The 19783-nt window shown below is 66.4% G+C and carries 15 protein-coding genes; 5 read left to right on the plus strand and 10 right to left on the minus strand.

The features are described from left to right. From IPI56_09750 to IPI56_09760, 3 genes are read left to right on the plus strand one after another with little or no spacing between them, the layout of a single operon-like run. Positions 1 to 1146 (plus strand): FIST C-terminal domain-containing protein, encoded by a 1146-nt coding sequence (locus IPI56_09750; protein MBK7546010.1) that lies wholly within the window; start codon positions 1 to 3, stop codon positions 1144 to 1146. After that, a complete protein-coding gene (locus tag IPI56_09755) occupies positions 1143 to 3383 on the plus strand; it encodes an EAL domain-containing protein (protein ID MBK7546011.1) in 2241 nt (746 codons plus the stop codon). Before IPI56_09750 ends, IPI56_09755 begins: the two co-directional genes overlap by 4 nt. Positions 3384 to 3386: 3 nt before the next feature. Beyond that, positions 3387 to 4583, plus strand: coding sequence for a saccharopine dehydrogenase NADP-binding domain-containing protein (locus IPI56_09760; protein ID MBK7546012.1), 1197 nt, complete (start codon positions 3387 to 3389; stop codon positions 4581 to 4583). On the opposite strand, the gene IPI56_09765 is transcribed toward IPI56_09760, so the two are convergent. The 5 genes from IPI56_09765 to IPI56_09785 are packed head-to-tail and all read right to left on the minus strand — an operon-like array spanning position 4552 to position 11240. Beyond that, the gene (locus IPI56_09765; GenBank protein MBK7546013.1) at positions 4552 to 5571 is read right to left on the minus strand and encodes a hypothetical protein; all 1020 of its coding nucleotides are present in this window, start codon (positions 5569 to 5571) and stop codon (positions 4552 to 4554) included. The genes IPI56_09760 and IPI56_09765 overlap by 32 nt on opposite strands. Beyond that, the gene (locus IPI56_09770) at positions 5561 to 7792 is read right to left on the minus strand and encodes a sulfatase-like hydrolase/transferase (protein MBK7546014.1); all 2232 of its coding nucleotides are present in this window, start codon (positions 7790 to 7792) and stop codon (positions 5561 to 5563) included. Before IPI56_09770 ends, IPI56_09765 begins: the two co-directional genes overlap by 11 nt. Next, on the minus strand, positions 7789 to 10287 hold the full coding sequence (locus IPI56_09775) for a hypothetical protein (protein MBK7546015.1): 2499 nt from the start codon (positions 10285 to 10287) through the stop codon (positions 7789 to 7791). The genes IPI56_09770 and IPI56_09775 overlap by 4 nt, the downstream gene beginning before the upstream one ends. Before the next feature lie 19 nt (positions 10288 to 10306). Then, a complete protein-coding gene (locus IPI56_09780) occupies positions 10307 to 10804 on the minus strand; it encodes a YajQ family cyclic di-GMP-binding protein (GenBank protein MBK7546016.1) in 498 nt (165 codons plus the stop codon). Between the two features lie 16 nt (positions 10805 to 10820). Then, positions 10821 to 11240 carry an EamA family transporter gene (locus IPI56_09785; GenBank protein MBK7546017.1) on the minus strand — a complete coding sequence of 140 codons (420 nt, stop codon included), beginning with the start codon at positions 11238 to 11240 and terminating at the stop codon, positions 10821 to 10823. 113 nt (positions 11241 to 11353) lie between these two features. Here IPI56_09785 and IPI56_09790 point away from each other — a divergent pair, with 113 nt between their 5' ends. After that, positions 11354 to 11605, plus strand: coding sequence for a translation initiation factor (locus tag IPI56_09790; protein MBK7546018.1), 252 nt, complete (start codon positions 11354 to 11356; stop codon positions 11603 to 11605). 266 nt (positions 11606 to 11871) lie between these two features. Here the strand turns inward: IPI56_09790 and IPI56_09795 are convergent, their stop codons facing one another. From IPI56_09795 to dnaE, 5 genes are all read right to left on the minus strand, one after another. Further along, complete coding sequence (locus tag IPI56_09795) at positions 11872 to 12093, minus strand: hypothetical protein (protein ID MBK7546019.1); 222 nt, start codon at positions 12091 to 12093, stop codon at positions 11872 to 11874. Positions 12094 to 12230: 137 nt separating this feature from the next. After that, entirely contained in the window at positions 12231 to 12461 is a 231-nt protein-coding gene (locus IPI56_09800) for a helix-turn-helix domain-containing protein (GenBank protein MBK7546020.1), read from the minus strand. 60 nt (positions 12462 to 12521) lie between these two features. Next, entirely contained in the window at positions 12522 to 13376 is an 855-nt protein-coding gene (gene rfbD, locus IPI56_09805) for a dTDP-4-dehydrorhamnose reductase (GenBank protein MBK7546021.1), read from the minus strand. 4 nt (positions 13377 to 13380) lie between these two features. After that, positions 13381 to 14424: an aspartate-semialdehyde dehydrogenase gene (locus IPI56_09810; protein MBK7546022.1), complete on the minus strand. Its 1044-nt coding sequence runs from the start codon at positions 14422 to 14424 to the stop codon at positions 13381 to 13383. A gap of 56 nt (positions 14425 to 14480) precedes the next feature. Then, positions 14481 to 18011, minus strand: coding sequence for a DNA polymerase III subunit alpha (gene dnaE / locus IPI56_09815; protein ID MBK7546023.1), 3531 nt, complete (start codon positions 18009 to 18011; stop codon positions 14481 to 14483). A gap of 106 nt (positions 18012 to 18117) precedes the next feature. Between dnaE and IPI56_09820 the strand changes: the two genes are divergently transcribed. Continuing rightward, entirely contained in the window at positions 18118 to 19782 is a 1665-nt protein-coding gene (locus tag IPI56_09820) for a hypothetical protein (GenBank protein ID MBK7546024.1), read from the plus strand. Position 19783: the final 1 nt, after the last annotated feature.

Here is a 19783-nt window from a genome sequence, read left to right on the forward strand (position 1 = left end):
ATGAAAACGGAACTGGTCAAATGGACCCCCGCGGGCGGCTGGTCGCCGGCGCCCCCGGGGCGGCTGAGCGGCGCCCAGTGGGTTCTGGTTTTCGGATCGCCCGAACACCTCCACCCCCGCCGGGCGTTCGATGAATTGCGCCTGGCCTATCCCAACGCGTTCATCATGGGTTGTTCCACCGCGGGAGAAATTTTCGACACGGACGTGCTGGACGATCACCGGGTGGTCACGGCGATCCAGTTCGATCACTCCCGCGTGGTGGGCGCGTCCGCCCCCCTGGCCGACGCCGCCGACAGCCGCGCCGCGGGGGTGGCCCTGGCCCGGACGCTTCCGGCCGAGGAGTTGCGGCACGTCTTCGTTTTGGCGGAGGGACTGCACGTCAACGGCTCCGCGTTGATCGAAGGCCTTGTCCAAACGCTCCCCCCGTCCGTGGGCGTGACCGGCGGGCTGGCGGGGGACGGGACCCGATTCAAAGAAACCCTCGTCATGGCCAACGGTCCGGCGGAAACCAACCGGGTGGTCGCGACGGGTTTTTACGGCCACCAGTTGCGGGTGGGGCACGGGTCCCTCGGGGGCTGGGACCCCTTCGGCCCCGAACGCCTCATCACCCGGTCCAAGAACAACGTTCTCTTCGAACTGGACGGGCGAAGCGCTTTGGCCCTCTACAAAAACTATTTGGGAGAGCACGCCCAGGACCTCCCGGCGTCGGCGCTGCTCTTCCCGCTTTGCGTCCGTCCACCGGACACCCGCGATTGGCTGGTGCGGACGGTCCTGGCCATTAACGAAAACGAACGCAGCATGACGTTCGCCGGGGACGTGCCCGAGGGGCACATCGCTCGCCTCATGCGCGCCAACTTCGACCGGTTGATCGACGGGGCGATGGCCGCCGCCGACAGCGGCAAAAACCGGTTGGGGGTGGAACCGGGCCTGGCGTTGCTGATCAGCTGCGTGGGCCGGAAAATGGTCTTGAAGCACCGGACCGTGGAAGAGGTCGAGGGCGTCCGCACCGTTTTGGGGCCGCGCGTGCCCGCGGCGGGATTTTATTCCTACGGGGAGATCTCCCCGCTCAAGCCCCAGGGGCGTTGCGAGCTCCACAACCAAACCATGACCATCACCACTTTCGCCGAAACGGACGGGCGCGCGTGACCAGCCCCATCCATCGTCTTCTCAAAAAACAATACACACGCCTTTTCCGCGAAGGACGCGGCTCCCCCTTCCACATGGTGCGCCGACTCCTGCGGGCCATCAGCGACACCTACCGACAAGAGGACGAACAACGGCGGGTCCTGGAGCGCTCCCTCGACATCGGGTCCCAGGAAATCGCCCAGCGGTCGGCGCAGATCCGCAGCGTTTTCCAAATGTACCCCGACGCGTTTCTGGTCGTGGACGCATCGGGGGTGATTGTGGAAGCGACGGGAGCGATCGGGAACCCGGGAGCGCCCTACTCCTGGCTGGACCGTCCCCTGGCGGAATTCCCGAACACCGACATCGGCCGCCGATTTTCCCAGGCTTTCCTCCGCGTGCGGGAAAACCGAACCCCCGCGACTTTCGAATACAGCCTGGCCAAAGGCGCCGAAATTGCGTTCCACGAGGCCCGTCTGCGTCCCCTGGAGGAGGGGCACGTCCTCGTGGTGGTGCGGGACGTCAGCGAGCACCGCCTGGCGTTGGAAGCCTTGCGCACGGCCGAAGAGCGTTTCGCCCTGGCCGCCCGGGCGGCCAACGACGGCCTCTGGGACTGGGACCTTCCGGTGAATCGGATCATCTATTCGCCCCGCTGGAAAACCATCTTGGGTCACACCGACGAGGACATCGCCAACACGTCCAATTCTTGGATGGACCGCGTGCACCCCGAGGACGTGGAGCCCCTCCGGCGGGGTTTGGCGTCCTTGAGCGAACCGGGGCGGGACACGTTGGAAATGGAGTACCGGATCCGCCACCGGGACAACAGCTACCGGTGGGTGGCCACGCGGGCCATCGCCGTGCGCAACGCTTCCGGCCAAACGCACCGCCTGGTGGGGTCCATGACCGACATCACGCCCCACAAGGCCGTCGAGGAGCAACTCCGCCACGAGGCGTTTCACGACAAGGTGACGGGTCTGGCCAACCGCGCCCTCTTCCTGGACCGGCTCACGAACATTCTCGACCGGGTAAAACGCCAACCCGGGTATTTGTTCTCGGTTCTCTACGTCGATTTGGACCGCTTTTCCACCATCAACGAGCGGGTCGGCCACGAAGCGGCGGACCGCCTGCTCCAGACGGTGGCCGCCCGCCTGAGGTCCTACGCGCGGGTGGGCGACACCGTCGCGCGTCTGGGCGACGACGAATTCGCCGTCCTCTTGGACGGGATCGCCAACGAACGGGCCGCCGTCATATTCGCTGAACGCATGCGCGAGCTGATCGCGGCGCCCGTCGATCTCAGTCCCGACGAAATCAGCGTCACCGCCAGTCTGGGCATCGCCATCAACTCGCCGGAGACCAACGACGCCGAAACCCTCCTGAACGAAGCCGAAAGCGCGATGCAGCGGGCCAAGCAAACCGGGAAGAACCGGCAGGAGCTCTTCAACCGGGAGACCCACGCCCATCTCGTCAGCAAACTTCGGATCGAGACGGAGCTTCGCCACGCGGCCGAGCGCGGGGAGCTCGAAATTTTTTATCAGCCCATTTACCGGCTGTCGGATCAGAAAATCATCCGGGCGGAGTCCCTGTTGCGATGGCGGCACCCCCAGCGCGGCATGATCTCCCCGGCGGACTTCATCCCGGTCGCTGAGGAGACCGGCCTGATTCTCGCCCTGGGGGACTGGATCCTGCGGGAAGTGAGCGAGCAGGCGAAGCGCTGGCGGCAATCCGGCGTCGCGCCCTTGACGATCGCGGTCAATTTTTCGCCCCGCCAATTCCAGCAACAGAACCTGTTGACCACGGTGGGGGCCACTCTGGCGCGCTTCAAGGATTCGGGGTTTCCCCTGGAGCTCGAAATCACCGAAAGCGCCGCCATGCACGACGTGGATTTGTCCGTCAAAATCATGAAAAACCTGCGGGACATGGACGTGCGCATTTCGATCGATGATTTCGGCGTGGGGTATTCCTCGCTGAGCTGTTTGCGCCTCTTCCCCCTCAACACGCTCAAAATCGACCGCGGTTTCGTCGAAGGAATTCCCGAGGTCAAAGACAACTCCTCCATCACCAACGCCATCATCGGCATCGGTCACAGCCTCGGCCTGTCGGTCGTCGCCGAGGGCGTGGAGACCAACGAACAACTCACCTATCTGAAACAACAGGGGTGCGACGAGGTGCAGGGCTTTCTGTTGAGCCGCCCGCTCAGCGCCAAGGACGTCACCCCCCGACTGCCCAAAGCGTCCGCCAACGGTTCCGACGGAACCGCTTAACCAATGACCGCCCGCCACGCCTACGTCGTTTTGGGCGCCGGCGCGCAGGGCCTCGCCGTGGCCCACGACCTGTGCGTCTACGGCCGCGCCGCCCGGGTGACGCTGGCGGACATCGACCGCGCGACCGTGCGGGCCGGGGAGGCATTCCTGAAACGGGTTCTGGGACGCGTTTTGTCCGACAACGGCACTCGCCTCGCGGGCCGAACGGTGGACGCCTCCCGTCCGAGCGCGCTCGCGTCGGTCCTGCGGGGGCACGACGGCGTGCTGAGCGCTTTGCCTTACGCCCTCAATCCCGTGGCCGCGCGCGCCGCCATCGCGGCCCGTTCCCATTGGGTGGACCTCGGGAGTCCTTTCGACACCACCCGAAAAATTCTCAGTTTATCGGCCCGGGCCGAGAAGAGCGGCGTCGCCCTGGTGCCCGATTGCGGTTTGGCCCCCGGGCTTTGCAATATTCTGGCGACCCGCGGCATCGAGCAAATGGAGTTCTCGGAGGACGTGCGCCTGTACTGCGGCGGGCTGCCGGAGACCCCCCGCCCTCCCCTGGGATACAAGCTGGTCTTCAATTTGGACGGCGTGCTGGGAAACTATTTCGGCCGCGCCGTGGCGTTGCAACGCGGTCGGGTCACCGATCTGGTGCCTTTTTCGGAGCGCGAAGAAATCGATTTCGGCCCCCCTTTGGGGGTTCTGGAAGCCTTCGTCACCGGCGGGGCGACGTCCACGGCGCCCTGGACCCACGAAGGGCGAGTGGCCAGCTACGTCTTCAAAACCCTGCGTTTCCCAGGCCACTATGAAAAAATTCGCGCCTTAAAGGACTTGGGGTTGTTGGATGAACGTCCCGTCCGGGTGGACGGGGTTTCGGTGGTGCCCCGCCGTCTTTTCGCACACCTGGCCGAACCGCGTCTTCGGTTCCCCGGGGACCGGGATCAGGTAGTCCTGCGGGTCACGGTGCGGGGCCGGCGAAACGGCCGTCCGGCCGCGGTCGCCTACGATTTGTGGGAGCGCGGCTCGGCCGATTGGACCGCCACGCAGAAAGTCGCCGGGGGGGCGGCGGCGGTGATTTTGGAAACGCTGGTGGGGGGCGCGGTGGTCGCCCGCGGCGCCGTGGCGGTCGAACAGAAATTTCCGGCGGCCGACGTGATCGACGCGCTTCGTCGAAGGGGCTTGGCGATTAAGGAAACCTGGGCCGGCGAAGGGCGCTGAAAACCCGTTCGGTTTCCGCCCACACGCGGGCGGGGTCTTCCGAAAGAACGGGGTCCAACAAAGCGCCCCCGTCGTAACTCCAGGCCGCCAAATGGGTCGCCCCGGCCGCCACCGCCGCGCGACAGGCGGTTTCAATCTCGCCTTCCGCGCCGCGGGGCAAGCGCATGGCCTGCACCCACACTTGAACCCCCGCTCCGTGCGGTGTCGCCGCCCGAAGGGCTTTTTGGGTGTAATGGGCCACATGGGCCGCCGGGTCCGGGTGGGTGGGGCGCCACCGCCAATACGGGTCGGTTCCGAAAACGCTCAACCCCTTCAACCCCGCCAGACGCTCCCACACGCGGTCGTACTCGGCGTAGCCGTCGATCGCGTAGAGACAGAGCGCGCTTTTGAGCCCCCGATCGCCGGCTTCGCGCACCATGTCCTGGAGGAACCCCGCCAGGGTTTCTCGACGGAATTCCTTGGCGTCCTCGTCCAGGTGGGGCGGGAGGTCCCGCCCGTGCGCGCCGCGAAACGTTTCCCGGCAAAGACCGCAGACGCAGCCGTAGATCCCCTCCCATTCAAGATCCCAATGGAAATGGACATGCGGCTCGTCCCAGAAAACGGTCTGCGCGCCGAGCGATCGCACGACGTCCAACCACTCCCGGACAAAATCGCGGAATTCCCGCCGTCGAAGGCAGGCGGCGGGCACACGCCGCCCGTCGGAGAGGACCTGCCAGGCCCCCGGATGGTCCAAAAGAAATTTGGAAAAACTTTCGCCGCCAAAAACCCCCCCGAGGCCCCAGGGATCGACCCAAACCTCCAGCCCCAATCGCCGCGAATCGCCGACGATTTGTTCCAGGGCGCGCTTGTGAAAATAGAAATCGGTCTCGCTTACCGTGTGCACGATGTAATCGCACACCGGGGCGATCCGGTGCAAATCCACGCGGGCGTGGCCCGGGAACCGATTCCCGAAATACGCGACGCCCGTGCGGGGGTGTTCAACGGTCATGCGCGGTTCCTTTCGCGGCGGGGGAACACCGCAACAACGCTTCCGGAATCCAATAGTCGTTTTGGGGGCGGCCCCCCGCTTCGCGGGCCAGATAACGATAAAAAACCTCTTTGAGTTCCCGCACCCGCGCCGCGCCGGCGGGGGTGGCCGCTTCGTCGCGCCCCGGGGCCCCGTTGATCCCCGGACGGTAATATTCAAAAATCACCCGGTCGCCCGCGGGGCGATAAACAAGACGCTCCGCGCCCCATTGGATGAGGCGGGACCGTCGGGCGATCAAGTCGTCCTCCCAACCCGGGTCGACACGCCAATGGCCGGGGGCGTCCCGATCCTCGATCAATGCGTCGACCAGAGCGGGGGGGTCCCCCTCCGCGGGGGGAATTCCCCGGGTCACCGGGGACGGCGATTCCGCGTAGACAATTCCCCGCTCGTCCGGGGGAAGGCCCACCCCGCGCAAAAGGGAGACTCCCTCCCAATCTTCCGGGATCCCTCCACCGACGGCCGCCACCAACGTGGCGGGCACGTCGATCGCGCGGACCGGGCCGTCGCGCCAGATCCCCTGCGCGCCGCCCGGCGATTGAAAAGCGAAAGGGGCGGCCAGAAATGTCCCGCCCCGCAAAGCGCGGGCGGCGTCTTCCTCCGCGCCCGTCAAAGCGGCCGCGGTCGGCGACCAGAGGGCCACGGTGGTTCGATCCCGCAGGCGATAGCGGTCCAGACTGTCCAAAACCACGCCAAAGGCCCGGTCCCAGGCCGCGAGGTTCGCGGCGTAGACCCGCGCCCGGCGCGCTTCGCGTTCGGCGGTCCAGGGGACGGCCGTCCGTCCGTCGCCCCCGGGCAGGAAGGACCCGCGGCCGGCGGGCGAAAGACGGCGGGCGGCGGCCGGGGAAGCCACCGGGCCCGCGAGATCGGCGAAATGGACCCAGAGGAAAAAACGGGGGCGAAATCGCGCGCGGCGCAGGGTTCCCCGGACTTCGTCGGCGAGAAGAGCCGGGTCGGCGAGGGCCGGGGCGCCCCGCAATCCGGGCCACACCGCGCGCCCCCATCGGCCGGAAAAATACGGGAGCAGATGAACCGACCGTTCCAGGCACCGGCGGCGCAACACCGACCCCAGGTCGCCGCGCGGCGCCCGGCGGTCTTCGAAGAAAATCCCGAGCCGGTCGAAAAATTCGCCCCCCGCCGCGCTGCGCACGGTCACCCACGCCCCTTTTCGTTGAAAGATGTCCACCAGGGTGTCCGGGGCCGGACCCAGGTCCCCGGCCGGGGGAGGGGTGCGATCGGCGGCGGGCGGGAAATCGTGACGGACGCCGTGCGCCAGAGGGGACAGCCCCGTCAGGGCCGTCGTGAAAGCGGGCGCGCGGGCTTCCACGCCGGGCACGCAACGCGCCCACACCTGGCCTTCCGCTGCCCAGGCGGCGAGACGGGGCGCCCCGGCGTCCCGCAACGCGGCCGATCGAAGGCCGTCCACCGTGATCAACACGACGTTGGGACCGGCGTTCCGCTCGGTCTGGGCGCGGCGCACGCCCCACAGCCCGACGCCGAACAGGATCGCGGCCCCGCCCAAAACCCCGATGGCCAACCGCGTGGGACGGGAGAATCCCCAGAACCAGATCCGCCACCTCCACCCGACGAACACCAGGGCGGCTCCGACCAAAACCCCCGCGAACAGGACCGCCGCCACCGACACCAGCCCCGGGGCCCCCGCCAAAGCCATCCACTGCCAAAACCCGGGGCCCTCGCCGATGGGGCGAAGCGCTTCGTACAATGCCGGGTGCCGACCCATGTCCCTCCACAACAGAAGCCCGTGCGCAAGGAGAAGAAGGCCCGCCGTGGCGCTGGCCACCAGTCCCGTTCGAAAGCGGGCGGCCCCCCACCGCGGCGCCAGGCGCCCCAGCAGCCCCCAGGCGTTTTTGACCACCAAACCCCAACCCGCCCCCAGGACCGCGTGGACGACCCCCAAACCCAAATTCCAAAGGATCAAACGGCCGCTCCACCAGGCCCGGGCCCCATCGACGATCTCCCCCCCCATCGACGGTCCGAGCGCCGTCCAGGCGGGCGCCCGCAGACCGCTCCAAAGGGCCAAAACCACAAAGGCCACCGCCCCCACGCGGGCCTCCACCGACACCAGAGACGCCCGGGTCGTGGCCACGGCGTCGCGCCCGCTGACAATGGCCCACTGACGGATCAATTCCCAGAGGGGCAGTCCGGAAAGACGGAAATTTTTCATGGGTTTCCCCCGGGAGTCGGCGCGGACGGCGACGAAACCGCCACCGCCGCGGTGGTCGGCGCGGCCACGCCCATCGGAACGGCGGTCACCGGCACCATCGCCGATGTCACCGAAACGGCCGGGGCGGGGCTCTCCGCGGGGGGCGCGGCGCGGGGGGGCGCCTCAAGCGCCCAGGCGTCGATCCACTCCGCCGCCAAGGCCTCCCCCAGGACCGCCGGAGGCCGGGCCACGCGGCCCAGCGCGACCAGGGGAAGCGTTCCCGTCGATGGGAGAGGCGGCGGAGGGCCCTCCATCCAGGCGAATTTTGTGCGGTCGTGCCATTGATCGCCGACGCTTTCAAAAAGCGACCGTCCCAACTTGGACACCCGCCATTGGGCCACCGGAAGGAAACGCCCCCCCACCGTCACCCGCATCATGTACGCCACGGAGGGGGGCCAGGTGTCAAAGACCACCCGGCCGGACGGGGCGTTGGTCGAAAAGGAAAACTCGTAGGCCCCCCGCCGCGTCCAAGGCACGGTGCCGTCGACGCCGCGAACGCTCCCGGCCGAACAAGTGACCACCCCCGACACCGTTTGACCGGCGGGATTCCAAAAGGCGAGATGCACATCGATGGGGTCCGGGTCCGTTTCCTCCAACACTTGCCGGGCGCGGGCCAAGAGGGTCCGGCGCGCGCCCGCCAGATTGCGCGCCTCCCCCGGGTCCGCCCACAAATCGAACAAATCTTCCGGGCCGAAATCTTCCTCGACGCCGCGGCCGAGGGCGGGACCGGCGGAACCCGCGCCCGCGCGCCGCACGTATTTGTAACGCCCATCGACAATCAACGCCTTGGCGCCGTCGCCGCGCACCACCACCCGCGCGCCGGCCTCATCGCGCCGGGGGGCGACGAAGGCCGAACGGGCGTCGCGGCGGGCGTCCCGGGACACCCCCAAAAGCCCCATCAAGGTGGGCACGGCTTCGGCCAGGGAGGAGGGGGGATCCGCCAGGACGGTGGGCGACAGAAGGTCCCCCCGCACGGCGAAGAGCGCCCGGATCTCGCTTTCCCGAAGGGCCCGCCCGGGGCGTTCCGAGAGGATCCGGCCCCGACGCCCGGAGCGGGTCCACCGCGCGGGGAATTCCCCGCCGGGGTCTCCGCCGAGGGAGAGCACCGCGGTCAGCGGTCCGCCCGCGAACCGCACGGCCTCCAACAACCCGCCCAGATAATGGTCCGTGTAATCCCGCGCGGCCTCGGATTTCCAGGAGCGCCACCGGCCCGGCGCTCCGGGGTCCCGTCGAAGGGAAAAGGTCCAAAAGCGCGCCGGAGCGAGCCGTCCCGGCCCCAGGTCGCCGAAACAGGCGAGCGTCACGTGCCCGGCGCGACCGCGGTCCCGTCGCTCCAGTTCGAGCGCCGCGGCCGCGGTGGCCAACGGGTCGTAACCGTCCCGCGGGAGCTGGCGGATCACGTCCACGCCCGCGGCGTCGAGGACGGCGAGCGCGCGCGCATCAAAGGATCCGATCGCGGTGCTCCGCCACCCGCGCGAACGCAGGAAAGCCGGCCAGGGAACCGCCGGAGGGTCCTCGCCGTGACGGGCCCCCCAGAGGTCCGCCAGGGCGCGGTCCGGGTCGGTGACCGTGGTGTAGCAGCGTTGAAACACGACGCTTTCCCTCAAGAACGCGCGCAAATTTTCGGGCACCGCCTCGGCGACGCCTTCCAGGCTGACCAAATCCCCCCGCGCCCGTTCCAAAACCGCGACCAACAACCGGTCCGCGATGACCCGGCGGGGCGTGACCAACGCGCGGGGCGACCAAACGGCGGGCTCGGCCCACAAACCCAACGCCCGGCCGGCGTCGCCGTCCGACTCACCGGTGGTTTTCAACCGCAACCGGACGAACCGGCCCCCGGCGGAGGCCAAATCGATTTTGACGGGGCGCCACCGCTCTTCCGCGTGTTCGGAGCGCCGCGCCAACGCCCGGGCGAAACCGGGCAACCACGCCCGCCACCGGCGCACGGCCCGGTGCCGCCGGGGGACCACCGTTTCGCTCCACACGACGCGCCCCCCGCGCTCGTCGACGATCTCCACCGCGAAAGCCACCGCCGCTCCGTCGGAAAGGAGGCCCACGTGGGTTTCGAACCGGGCGCCAACCGGCAAAAATCCGGACCATTCCCACAGGGCCCCGGCCGGTGCCACCAGGGCCGTTCGCCGGGCGCGGCCGGGGTCCTCACCGAGGGTCGCCCGCACCCACCCCCGCCGGCCCGGCGTTTCGCGCAGATCGGCTTCCGGGTGATGGGCGAGCAGGACGTCGTCCAGGGTCCGAAGCCCCGGGGCGCGGTCCACCCAGCCGGGCGTCAAGGGCAGAAAGGCTTCGCGGGGCGCCGCGGGGGGTTCGGCGTTGTCGGGAAAGGACCGGCGCCGGTCGTCGACCAGCACGGTGTTGACGAAGGTGAAAAAACCGCCGACGACCGCCAGCAAGGCGAGTCCCAGGAGGGCCCAAAAACCCCGGCGGCGCGGGGAGGTCATGGGGCGGGGGGGCGCTCCATCAGCGGTAATTGGTGAATTGGATGGGCAAACCGAAATCGCGCGCGCGCAACAACGCGATGGCCGTCTGGAGATCGTCCTTGGCGCGGCCGGTGATCCGCAGGCGATCCCCCTGAATGGCCGGGGTGACTTTCAACTTGGCGTCCTTGATCGCGCGGACCATTTCCTTGGCTTTTTCCGAGGCGACGCCCTGAACGATTTTCGCGGTTTGTCGGACGGTGCCGCCCTCGGCGGGCTCGATTTTTCCGAAATCCAGCGCCTTGAGCAGGATCCCCTGTTTGACCAGCCGGCTCTGAAGAATATCAATGACGCTTTTGAGCTTGCCCTCGTTATCGGAAGCGAGGGTGAGCTTCCCCTCTTTTTTATCGAAGTCGACGCGACTGACGCTGCCTTTAAAATCGAAGCGGGTGCCCAACTCCCGGTTCGCCGAATTGACCGCGTTGTCGACGGCTTGCAGATCGACCTCGCTGACCACATCGAAGGAAAACTCTTGCGCCACGGCGGCCTCCTTGGAATTAACGAAGCAACACGGCCCCGGACACCACCAGGGCGATGCCCACGATTTTTTGCCGGGTGACCGGCTCCCCCAAAAACGCCGCGCTGAGGAGAAAGGCCACCACGGGCCAAGCCCCGCCCACGACGGCGACCTTGCCGACCTCGCCGATTTTGAGCGCGCGGTAGAAAAAGAGCTGCGCGACCACGCTGGCCAACACCCCGCCGACGATCAAGGCCCAGCGGGAGCGCCCGTCCATGACCCAAAATCGCTGAACCACCGCCGGGGCCGCCAGCGCGAAAATCACGCAGCCCACGGCCACCCCGAGGGTTCGCGCCAAAACCCCGGCAGCGGGGTCCGCCTGACGCAGACCCCACTTTTCAAAAAACGCCGAAACCCCCCACACCAGGGCCGAAATCACCGCCAACGAAAACGCACTCATGCTTCCCCCCTGAAATCCAACGGCGCGCCGCCGCGCGTCCGTGAACCCGCGCCGAACGAGAATTTTAGGAAATTCCATTGTCGCCCGGGCGGCGATTTTGGAAAATATTGATTATGGAAAAACCCGCCCACCCCCCCGTTGTGGTCCGACTGGAACGCACCGGTCGCGGAGGCAAAACCGTGACCTGTGTGGAGGGCGTGCGCGCTCCCCCCGAGGGACTCGCCGCGCTTTTAAAAACTTTAAAAACCCGCCTGGGGGCCGGGGGCGTGTTGGAAAAAGGCGCTTTGGTTATACAGGGCGATCAACGCGAACGGCTCTGCGCCCTTTTGCCCACCCTCGGCTACCCCGCCAAGCGCGGAAACTAAAACCAACATTCCCCCTTCCCCTCCGCCGGGGGCGGGGTGGGGACCGAAGGGGCGTCGAAGGCGAACCGCGTCAGCGAGCGGTTCGCCTTCGTCCGAGCGAAAGAGCTCTGCGACCGAGCGTCCCCGTCGCGTCCCCCCTCCAAAAGCAACCCCGCCTCCCCCCGGTTCGCACCGGGAGGAGGCGGGATCAAAAAGACGTCGGAAAAGAGGGGATGAGCCCACCCACCGCGTCCACGAGCGGTCGCGCCGAAGCGCGCCGGCACTGATTAACGGCGGACCATCTTGGCGCGGGAAACGTCTCCCTGCTTGTCCAAGAAGTACAGGAAACCCTTTTCCTTCTTGACGCCAACCTTTGCGACTTTCGTCGGCTTGCCGCCTTTTTTGCCACCACGGGCCATTTTCGCCCGGGACACGTCCCCCTGCTTGTCGATGAAGTAGAGGTACCCGTCCTCGCGTTTAACGCCGGCTTTCGCCACTTTCTGTGCCATGTGTGTCACCTCCTCGTGTGGAAATGCGGTGCTTATGGAAAAAACTGTAACATTTTTTCAACGGATTGCAAGCCCCTTCACCGTCGATCCCGCCGGCGATTTCCGTCGGCCGACGAAACCCCGTTTTTCCGTCGATGTCAGGCGCCGAACAGCCGCCCCTGGGGTTCGGGGGATTGGGTGATGAGGCTTTCGCGCAACCAGGCGTCGATGACGGTTTTCGAAAAGCGGTATTGGCGGCCGATGCGCGACGCCGGGATTTTGCGCGCGCGGATCAGCGCGTAAATTTTGGACTTGCCGATGCCCAGGTATCCGGCCAACTCCCGGATGTCCATGACCTCTTTAACGGATGACTGTCCATCTTGTGCCATCTTTTGCCGTCGACCTCCCAAAAACCACCGTAAACTTTATATCAAGACCTTCGGGGAAAGTCAAAACGATTGTTTCAGATAATCGGCGAGAGCCTCGCGCCAAGGGCGGAGCGGGGCGAGCCCCAGGGCGGCCAGGCGTTCGCTGGCGAGGCGGGTGTCGGGGGCGCGGCGAATTTTCCCGGGCCAATCCTTGGCGGAGATGGGCGTCACCGCCCCGCGCCCTCCGACGGCGGCGACGACGTCGCGGGCCAAATCATAAATGGACGCGCCGCCCGCGTTGACGAGGTGATAGACGCCCCCCGGCGGGGCGCGACCGATCAACGCCCAGGTCTTCTCCGCCAAATCCGCCGTAAACGTGGGCGACATGGCGATGTCGGTGACGGCCCGCACGGGTTCGCCCCGGCGGGCACGGGCGGCGAGGGCCTCGACGAAATTTCCCCCCTTGGCGCGGGACCCGGCCCGGCCGAAGAGACCCGCGCTCCGCACCACCAGGTGCCCGGGATCGGCGGACAGAACGAAGCGTTCCCCGTCGTATTTGGAGAGGCCGTAGACGTTGATGGGGTTGGGCGCGTCGGATTCCACGTACGGGGCGCCCTTGCGTCCGTCGAAAACGAAATCCGTTGAGAAATGGAGCAGGCGCGCGCCGGCCGCCGCGCAGGCCGACGCGAGGGAGCGGACGGCCCAGGTGTTCACGGCGAAAACGGCGGCGGGTTCGTCCTCGGCGGCGTCGGTGCGATTGTCGGCGGCGGCGTTCAACACCCAATCGGGGCGGGCGTCCGACAGGCGGCGCGCCAGCGCGGCGGCGTCGGTGATGTTGAGGTCGGTCCGGCCCAGCGCGGTCAGCGCGTGGTCGGGGTTCGTCCGCGCGAGGTCGGACCCGAGCTGGCCCGTCGCCCCGAGGACGAGGACCCGCATCGCGTCAGCGCGCGGCGACGGCCGGCTTGACCCAATCGCGTTGGGCCAGGACTTCGGCGATTTGAACGGCGTTGAGGGCCGCGCCTTTGCGCAGGTTGTCGCCCACGACCCAGAACGCCAGGGCGTGGTCGTCGAAGAGATCGCGGCGGATGCGCCCGACCAGGGACTCGTCGCGCCCCTCGGCCAGGATCGGCATGGGGCAGGTGACCCCGTCCAGGGGCGACTTTTCATCGACCACCCGGACGCCGGGGGCCTGGGCGAACACCGCGCGGGCGGCGTCCGGCGGGATGGGTTTTTCGGTCTGGATCCAAACGGATTCGCCGTGGCCCACATAGGCCGGAACGCGCACCGTCGTGACCGCCACGTGGATGGAGTCGTCGCCGAGGATTTTGTGGGTCTCCTTGATGACTTTCCATTCCTCGTTGGAATAGCCCTCTTCCTCGATGGCCCAGTTGTTGGCCAGGACGTTGAAGGCGATGGGGTTCGGGAAACCGTTCAAGTCGGTGATTTTTTCGCCCTTGAGGGCGGCTTCCGTCTGTTTGCGCAGGCCGTCGATGCCTTTGGCCCCCGCGCCGGAGACGGCCTGGTAGGTGGAGATCACCGCCCGCTTCACGCGGAAGACCTTGTGCAGGGGGCCGAGACCCATCAAGATGATGGCCGTGGTGCAATTGGGGTTGGCGATGATGCCGCGGTGATTTCTGAGGGCGTCCCCGTTGATCTCGGGGATCACGAGCGGCACGTCGTCTTTCATGCGGTAATCGGAGCCGTTGTCGATGACGACCGCGCCGCGCTTGACCGCCTCGGGGCCGAAGGTCAGGGCCGCGCCTTTTTCGCCTTCGGTGCCGGCGAAAAGCGCGATGTCGACGCCGTCGAAGGCGTCGGGGGTGGTTTCTTTCACCGCGTAAGAGCGGCCGTCGATGTCGAGCGTCCGGGCGCTCCGCGCGAGCACGCGCAACTCGGACATCGGAAATTTTCGTTGGTTCAAAATGCGCACCATCTGGACGCCGACGGCGCCCGCGCCCACCACCGCCACACGGTATTGTTTCACGATCGTTCCTCCGGAAATAGAAAAACCGCTGGGGGCGGTTGGAGGTATTATACCAATTACGCCTGAAGTTCGACGGCGCCGCGGCCCACCAGGTTTTCCAATTCGTGAATCAACCCGTCGGTGGGCGTCACTTTTTCCTCGCTGACCAGGTGGTAAACGCCGTGGGTGGGAGTCGACAGTTCGAAGCAGAGGCGGCACCCGCCGGGGTGCGCGGCGGCGACGCGGTGCAGGCGGGCCACGGCGTCGTCCGCCAAGCCGGCCGTCGACAGGCGAACGACGACGCGTTTGACAAACCGTTCCCGGGCGTCTTTCAGCCCGACGGCCTCTTCCACAAGCAGGTTTTTATCGTCGGCGCGCGGTTCCACCCGGCCTTTGACAACGACCATTTCGTGGGCCACGAGGATTTTGGCCAGCGCGGGGGTGTACGTCTTCGGAAAGACGACGCACTCCACCTCGCCGTCCAGATCCTCCAATTTGAATCGGCTCATGGCGTGTCCGTTTTTGGTGATCGTTTTTTTGGTGTTCGCGATCATGCCGGCGACGCGCACGATGCCCGACTCGGGCAACCGTCCCAGGGTGTGGGTGGTGTAGGAACTGAGTTCGCGTCGGTAGCGGGCCAAGGGATGGCCCGACAGATAGAACCCCAGGACCTCCTTCTCGTGGGCGAGCAGTTCGTGCTCCGACCAAACGGCCGGGGCCCCGGCCCCGGAGGTGGGGCGCGGGGGCGGCGCCATCACCCCGCCCAAATCGAACAAGGCCGCCTGACCGGACTGGGCCTCCGCGCGAACGCTCGAGGCGCGGTCCAGGGCGCCCACGACGCGGTCGAACAACTGGGCGCGCCAGCGGGCCAACTCGGACATGCGGACTTCCTCCGTCTCCTCCCCCAGGACGGGGCGGAAACGGTCGAAGGCACCGGCCTTGACGAGGGATTCCAGCACTTTGCGGTTCGTCTGGCGGGTGTCCACCCGGGCACAGAAATCCTCCAGGGATTCAAAGGGCCCCCGCGCCCGCGCCGCGAGCACGGACGCCACGGCCCCGTCGCCCACGTTTTTCACCGCCAACAGCCCGAAACGGATCTGGCCTTTCGGGGCCTTGGCGCCGCTCTCGATGGCGAACACGGTCATGGAGGCCTGGACGTCGGGGGGCAGGATCTCGAGCCCCATGTCCTGGGCCTCGCCCATATAGGTCACGAGCTTCGACTCGACCTCTTTGGATCCGAGGGCCGAGTGCCCGATTTCCGAAGTCAAGACCGCGGTCATGAATTCCACGGGGTAGTTGGCCTTGAGGAAAGCGGTTTGGTAACTGACGAGGCCGTAGGCCGAGGCGTGGCTCTTGTTGAACCCGTACCCGCCGAACTGGACCACGAGGTCGAACACTTTTTCGGCGATTTTCCGGTCGACGTCCTTCTCTTTGCAGCCCTTCAAAAACGTGTCCTTCTGTTGCTGGAGGATCTCGGGGATCTTTTTACCCATGGCTTTGCGGAGGAGGTCCGCCTGCCCCGGCGTGTAGCCGGCCAAGACCTGGGCGATCTGCATCACCTGTTCCTGATAGACGATGATGCCGTAGGTGTCCTTGAGCAACGGTTCGAGCAGGGGGTGGTCGAACTTGACCTTGGAGCGCGCGTGCTTGCGCGCGACGAACTCGTCCAACATGCCCGAGCCCATGGGGCCGGGCCGGTAGAGCGAAATGAGCGCCACCACGTCGGAAAGGGTGGTCGGCTTCAGCTTGCGCAGAAGGTCCCGCATGCCGCCGGATTCGAGCTGAAACACCCCGGCCGTCCGCGCCTGGGCCAGCAGTTTGAAGGTGGCCGGGTCGTCCAAGGGAATCTTGTCGATGTCGAACTCCGCCGCGTGGCGCTCGCGTACCAGGTTCACGGCGTCGCGGATCACCGAGAGGGTCCGCAGGCCCAGGAAGTCCACTTTCAAAAGGCCCAGCTTCAGCAGTCCTTCGTCGTTGTACTGCGTGGTGATGACGTCGCGGGACCCCTTGGCCAGGGGCACGTGCTCGGTCAATTCCCCCGCGGCGATGATCGTGCCGGCGGCGTGGACGCCCGTGTGCCGTTTAAGGCCCTCGAGCTTTTGGGCGAGGTCCAGGAGTTTTTTGATCCGGGGATCGGTTTTGTAGAGCTGTTGGAGTTCGGGCACAGCCTGGAGCGCGGTGTGGATGGTGGTGCCGAGCTCCCGGGGGATCAGCCGGCACACCTTGTCGACCTCGGGGAGCGGCAGGTCGAGCACGCGCCCCACGTCCCGCACAACCAGGCGGGCCAGCATCGAGCCGAACGTGATGATCTGGGCCACGCAGGTTTCGCCGTATTTGTGGCGCACGTAGTCGATGACCTTTTCGCGACCGTCATCGGAAAAGTCGATGTCCAAATCGGGCATGGACCGCCGTTCCGGATTCAAAAAGCGCTCGAACAGGAGGCCGTTCTGAAGGGGGTCGATGTTCGTGATGCTGAGGGCGAAGGCGGTCAGGGCGCCGGCGCCCGACCCGCGCCCCGGGCCCACGGGCACCCCTTGGCTCCGGGCGTAATGGATGAAATCCCAGACGATGAGGAAGTAGGTGGCGAACCCCATCTTTCGGATGATGCCCAATTCGTAATCCAGGCGGGTTTTGTAGTCGGGGCGGATGTGGCCGAACCGTTTTTTGAGGCCCTCCAGGCACAGCTTCTCGAGGTAACTCTCGGGGGACTCGCCGACCGGCACGTCGTAGCGCGGCAGGAGGATTTGGTTGAACTTGAGGTTCAATTGAGACCGCTCGGCGATGGCGAGGGTGTTGGCGAGGGCCTGGGGCACCTCGCCGAAGACCTTCAGCATCTCCTCGGTCGACTTGTAATAAAACTCCGGGGCGGCGTATTTGAGGCGTTTCGGGTCGTCGAGGGTTTTCCCCGTGCCGATGCACAGAAGGACGTCGTGCGCGAAGGCGTCCTCCTTGCGGAAATAGTGGCAGTCGTTGGTCGCCACGAGCGGCGCGTCGAAGCGCTGGGCCAACTCCACCAACCGGGGGAAGACCTTCCGCTGGTCGGGCAGTCCGTGGTCCATCAACTCGACATAGAAATTGTCCTTGCCGAAGATCTGCCGGTATCCGTCCAGGGCCCTTTCGGCGCGGGCCGTGTCGTCGCGGAGGAGGGCGCTGGACACCTCGCCCTTTAAGCAGCCCGACAGCCCCACCAACCCTTCGGCGTGCTGGGCCAGGATTTCCCGGTCGATGCGGGGCTTGTAGTAGTACCCCTCGAGGTAAGCCCGGGACGTCAACTTCATGAGGTTTTTGTACCCCACGTCGCTGGTCGCCAAAATGGTGAGATGGTTGGACGCCTCGGAGGGACTGCCCTTGCGGTCGAGCCGGGACTCCGGGGCGATGTAGGCCTCGATCCCGATGATGGGCTTGATGCCCACCTCGGTGCAGACCGAATAGAACTCAATCGCGCCGAACAGGTTGCCGTGATCGGTCACGGCCAGGGCCGGGAACTTGGCCGCCGCCATGGCGCGTATGAATTCGGAGGGATTCCCCTTTTCGTCCGTCAGACGAGTGGCGCCGTCCAACAGACTGTATTCCGTGTGATTGTGCAGGTGAACGAAGGGGGGAGTCATGGGCGGGGACCCATTATAGCCGATCGCCGCGGAGCCCGCAAACCGTTACAACTATGTTACAACTCCTTTGGGGGAATTTCCCTTTGGGTGATGTACCCTTGCCGGCATGAAAGCGACGCGCCTGCTGGTTTTGCTCCCCCTCCTTTTGACGGTCCGACCCCTTCACGCGAAGGGGTCGGATTGGGACAGCCCCGGCCTTTGGACTATTGATACCGACGGGCTGAGCGCCCTCAACGTCCAACCGGGCAAGGGCATTGACGGTTTGCGGCTCGACCTCCGCTACACCCTCGCCGGTCCCGGCGCGCGGTGGGTGCAAATGGCGCGCGCCTGGACCGACGGTCCGCTGAACGGGAAACCGCTGTGTTTTGTTTTCCGCTCCAACGGGGCGGCCACGCTGGAGGTCAAAATCATCGACGCCGACGGGTCCAATTTCCTCTGCCGTTACCCCCTGGAACGCCACGGCTCGCGCTGGGAATCGGTGGTCTTGTATAAGGACAGCTTTGAGTACGGTTGGGGAGGGAACTCCACCCTCGACCGTCCGGTGCAAATCGCGTTGGCCATCGCGGGAACCGCCGAATCGGGAACCTTGTCCATCGATGAAATCGGCCTGGGCCGGCCGGGTCTGCCCGCGACGCCAACCCCTGACGGGCCGCGCCTCGATCCCCACCGGCACAAAAAAGGCTTCGGGTTCGCTCAACGCCGCCACCGGGCCGCCCGGCCCGAGGACCCGCGGGTCTACGAATGGCTCAAAGCCGTCCAGGACACGGCGTCCCTCGAAAAACAATTGTTGCCCTCCATGGAGGACAACCGCGCGCAAACCTTCAACAACGCCCTCGCCGCCCTGGTGTTCATTTTAAAAGACGATCGGGAACGGGCGGAACGGATCCTGGACTATTACAGCGCCGCGGCCGTCCGGGAGAACCGCACCAAGAACCGACAGAACTTTTTCTACCGGGGCGAGCCCCGGGGGTTTTTCCAGGACATGTTCCTGCGGGACTCCTCCGAGGGGCTCGCGGGGGACGCCCCCGCGAACACCGACCGCTGGATGGGGGACATGGCGTGGCTGCTGATCGCCTACCGGCACTACGAACGGCGTTACGACCCCGCGCGCTACGCCGACGTCACAGCCCTTTTGACCCAATGGCTGATTTTCAACTTTAAGCCGGTGAACGGCGGCGGCTACGTGCAACACGGTTGGCGGAAAGGCGACACCGCGCTTCACGAGACCAACGGGCACCCGGAAGGCAACATCGACGCCGCCGCGGCCCTCCGCCTGTCCGGACGAAAGGATCTGGCTGAAAATATCGACCGATGGCTCACAAGGACGATCGGCGGGAACCGACTGCCCCTTGACCTTTACACCTGGCGCGTCCTCGCCCGCCCCGAGGGAGGCGGCGACCTGCTCTCCATTCCCGAAAACGACCTCCGCTACCGCAAGCGCCTGCGGGTCAACGGCCGGGCCGTGTGGGGGTTCTTCCATTCGGCGGCGGTCGACGTCGACAATATATGGGCGGACGGCATCGGCCACATGGCCTGCGCGTATTACGCCGTGGGCAACACGGCGCGGGGCCACTTCTACGCAAACCAGTTGGACGCGTTGCTCATCCCCCGCCTGATCGACGGGCGCGCGGTCAAAGCCCTGCCGTACGCCGCCAACACCGAAGGCGGATTCGACTGGGTCAAAACGGACCGCGGTTTCACGTCCGCCGCCGCGTGGTACATCTTCGCCAAAAACCGCTTCAACCCCCTCACCCTCACCCGCACCCCCTGAC

This window comes from Elusimicrobiota bacterium, from assembly GCA_016706425.1.
In the GTDB taxonomy this organism is placed as follows: domain Bacteria; phylum Elusimicrobiota; class Elusimicrobia; order FEN-1173; family FEN-1173; genus JADJJR01.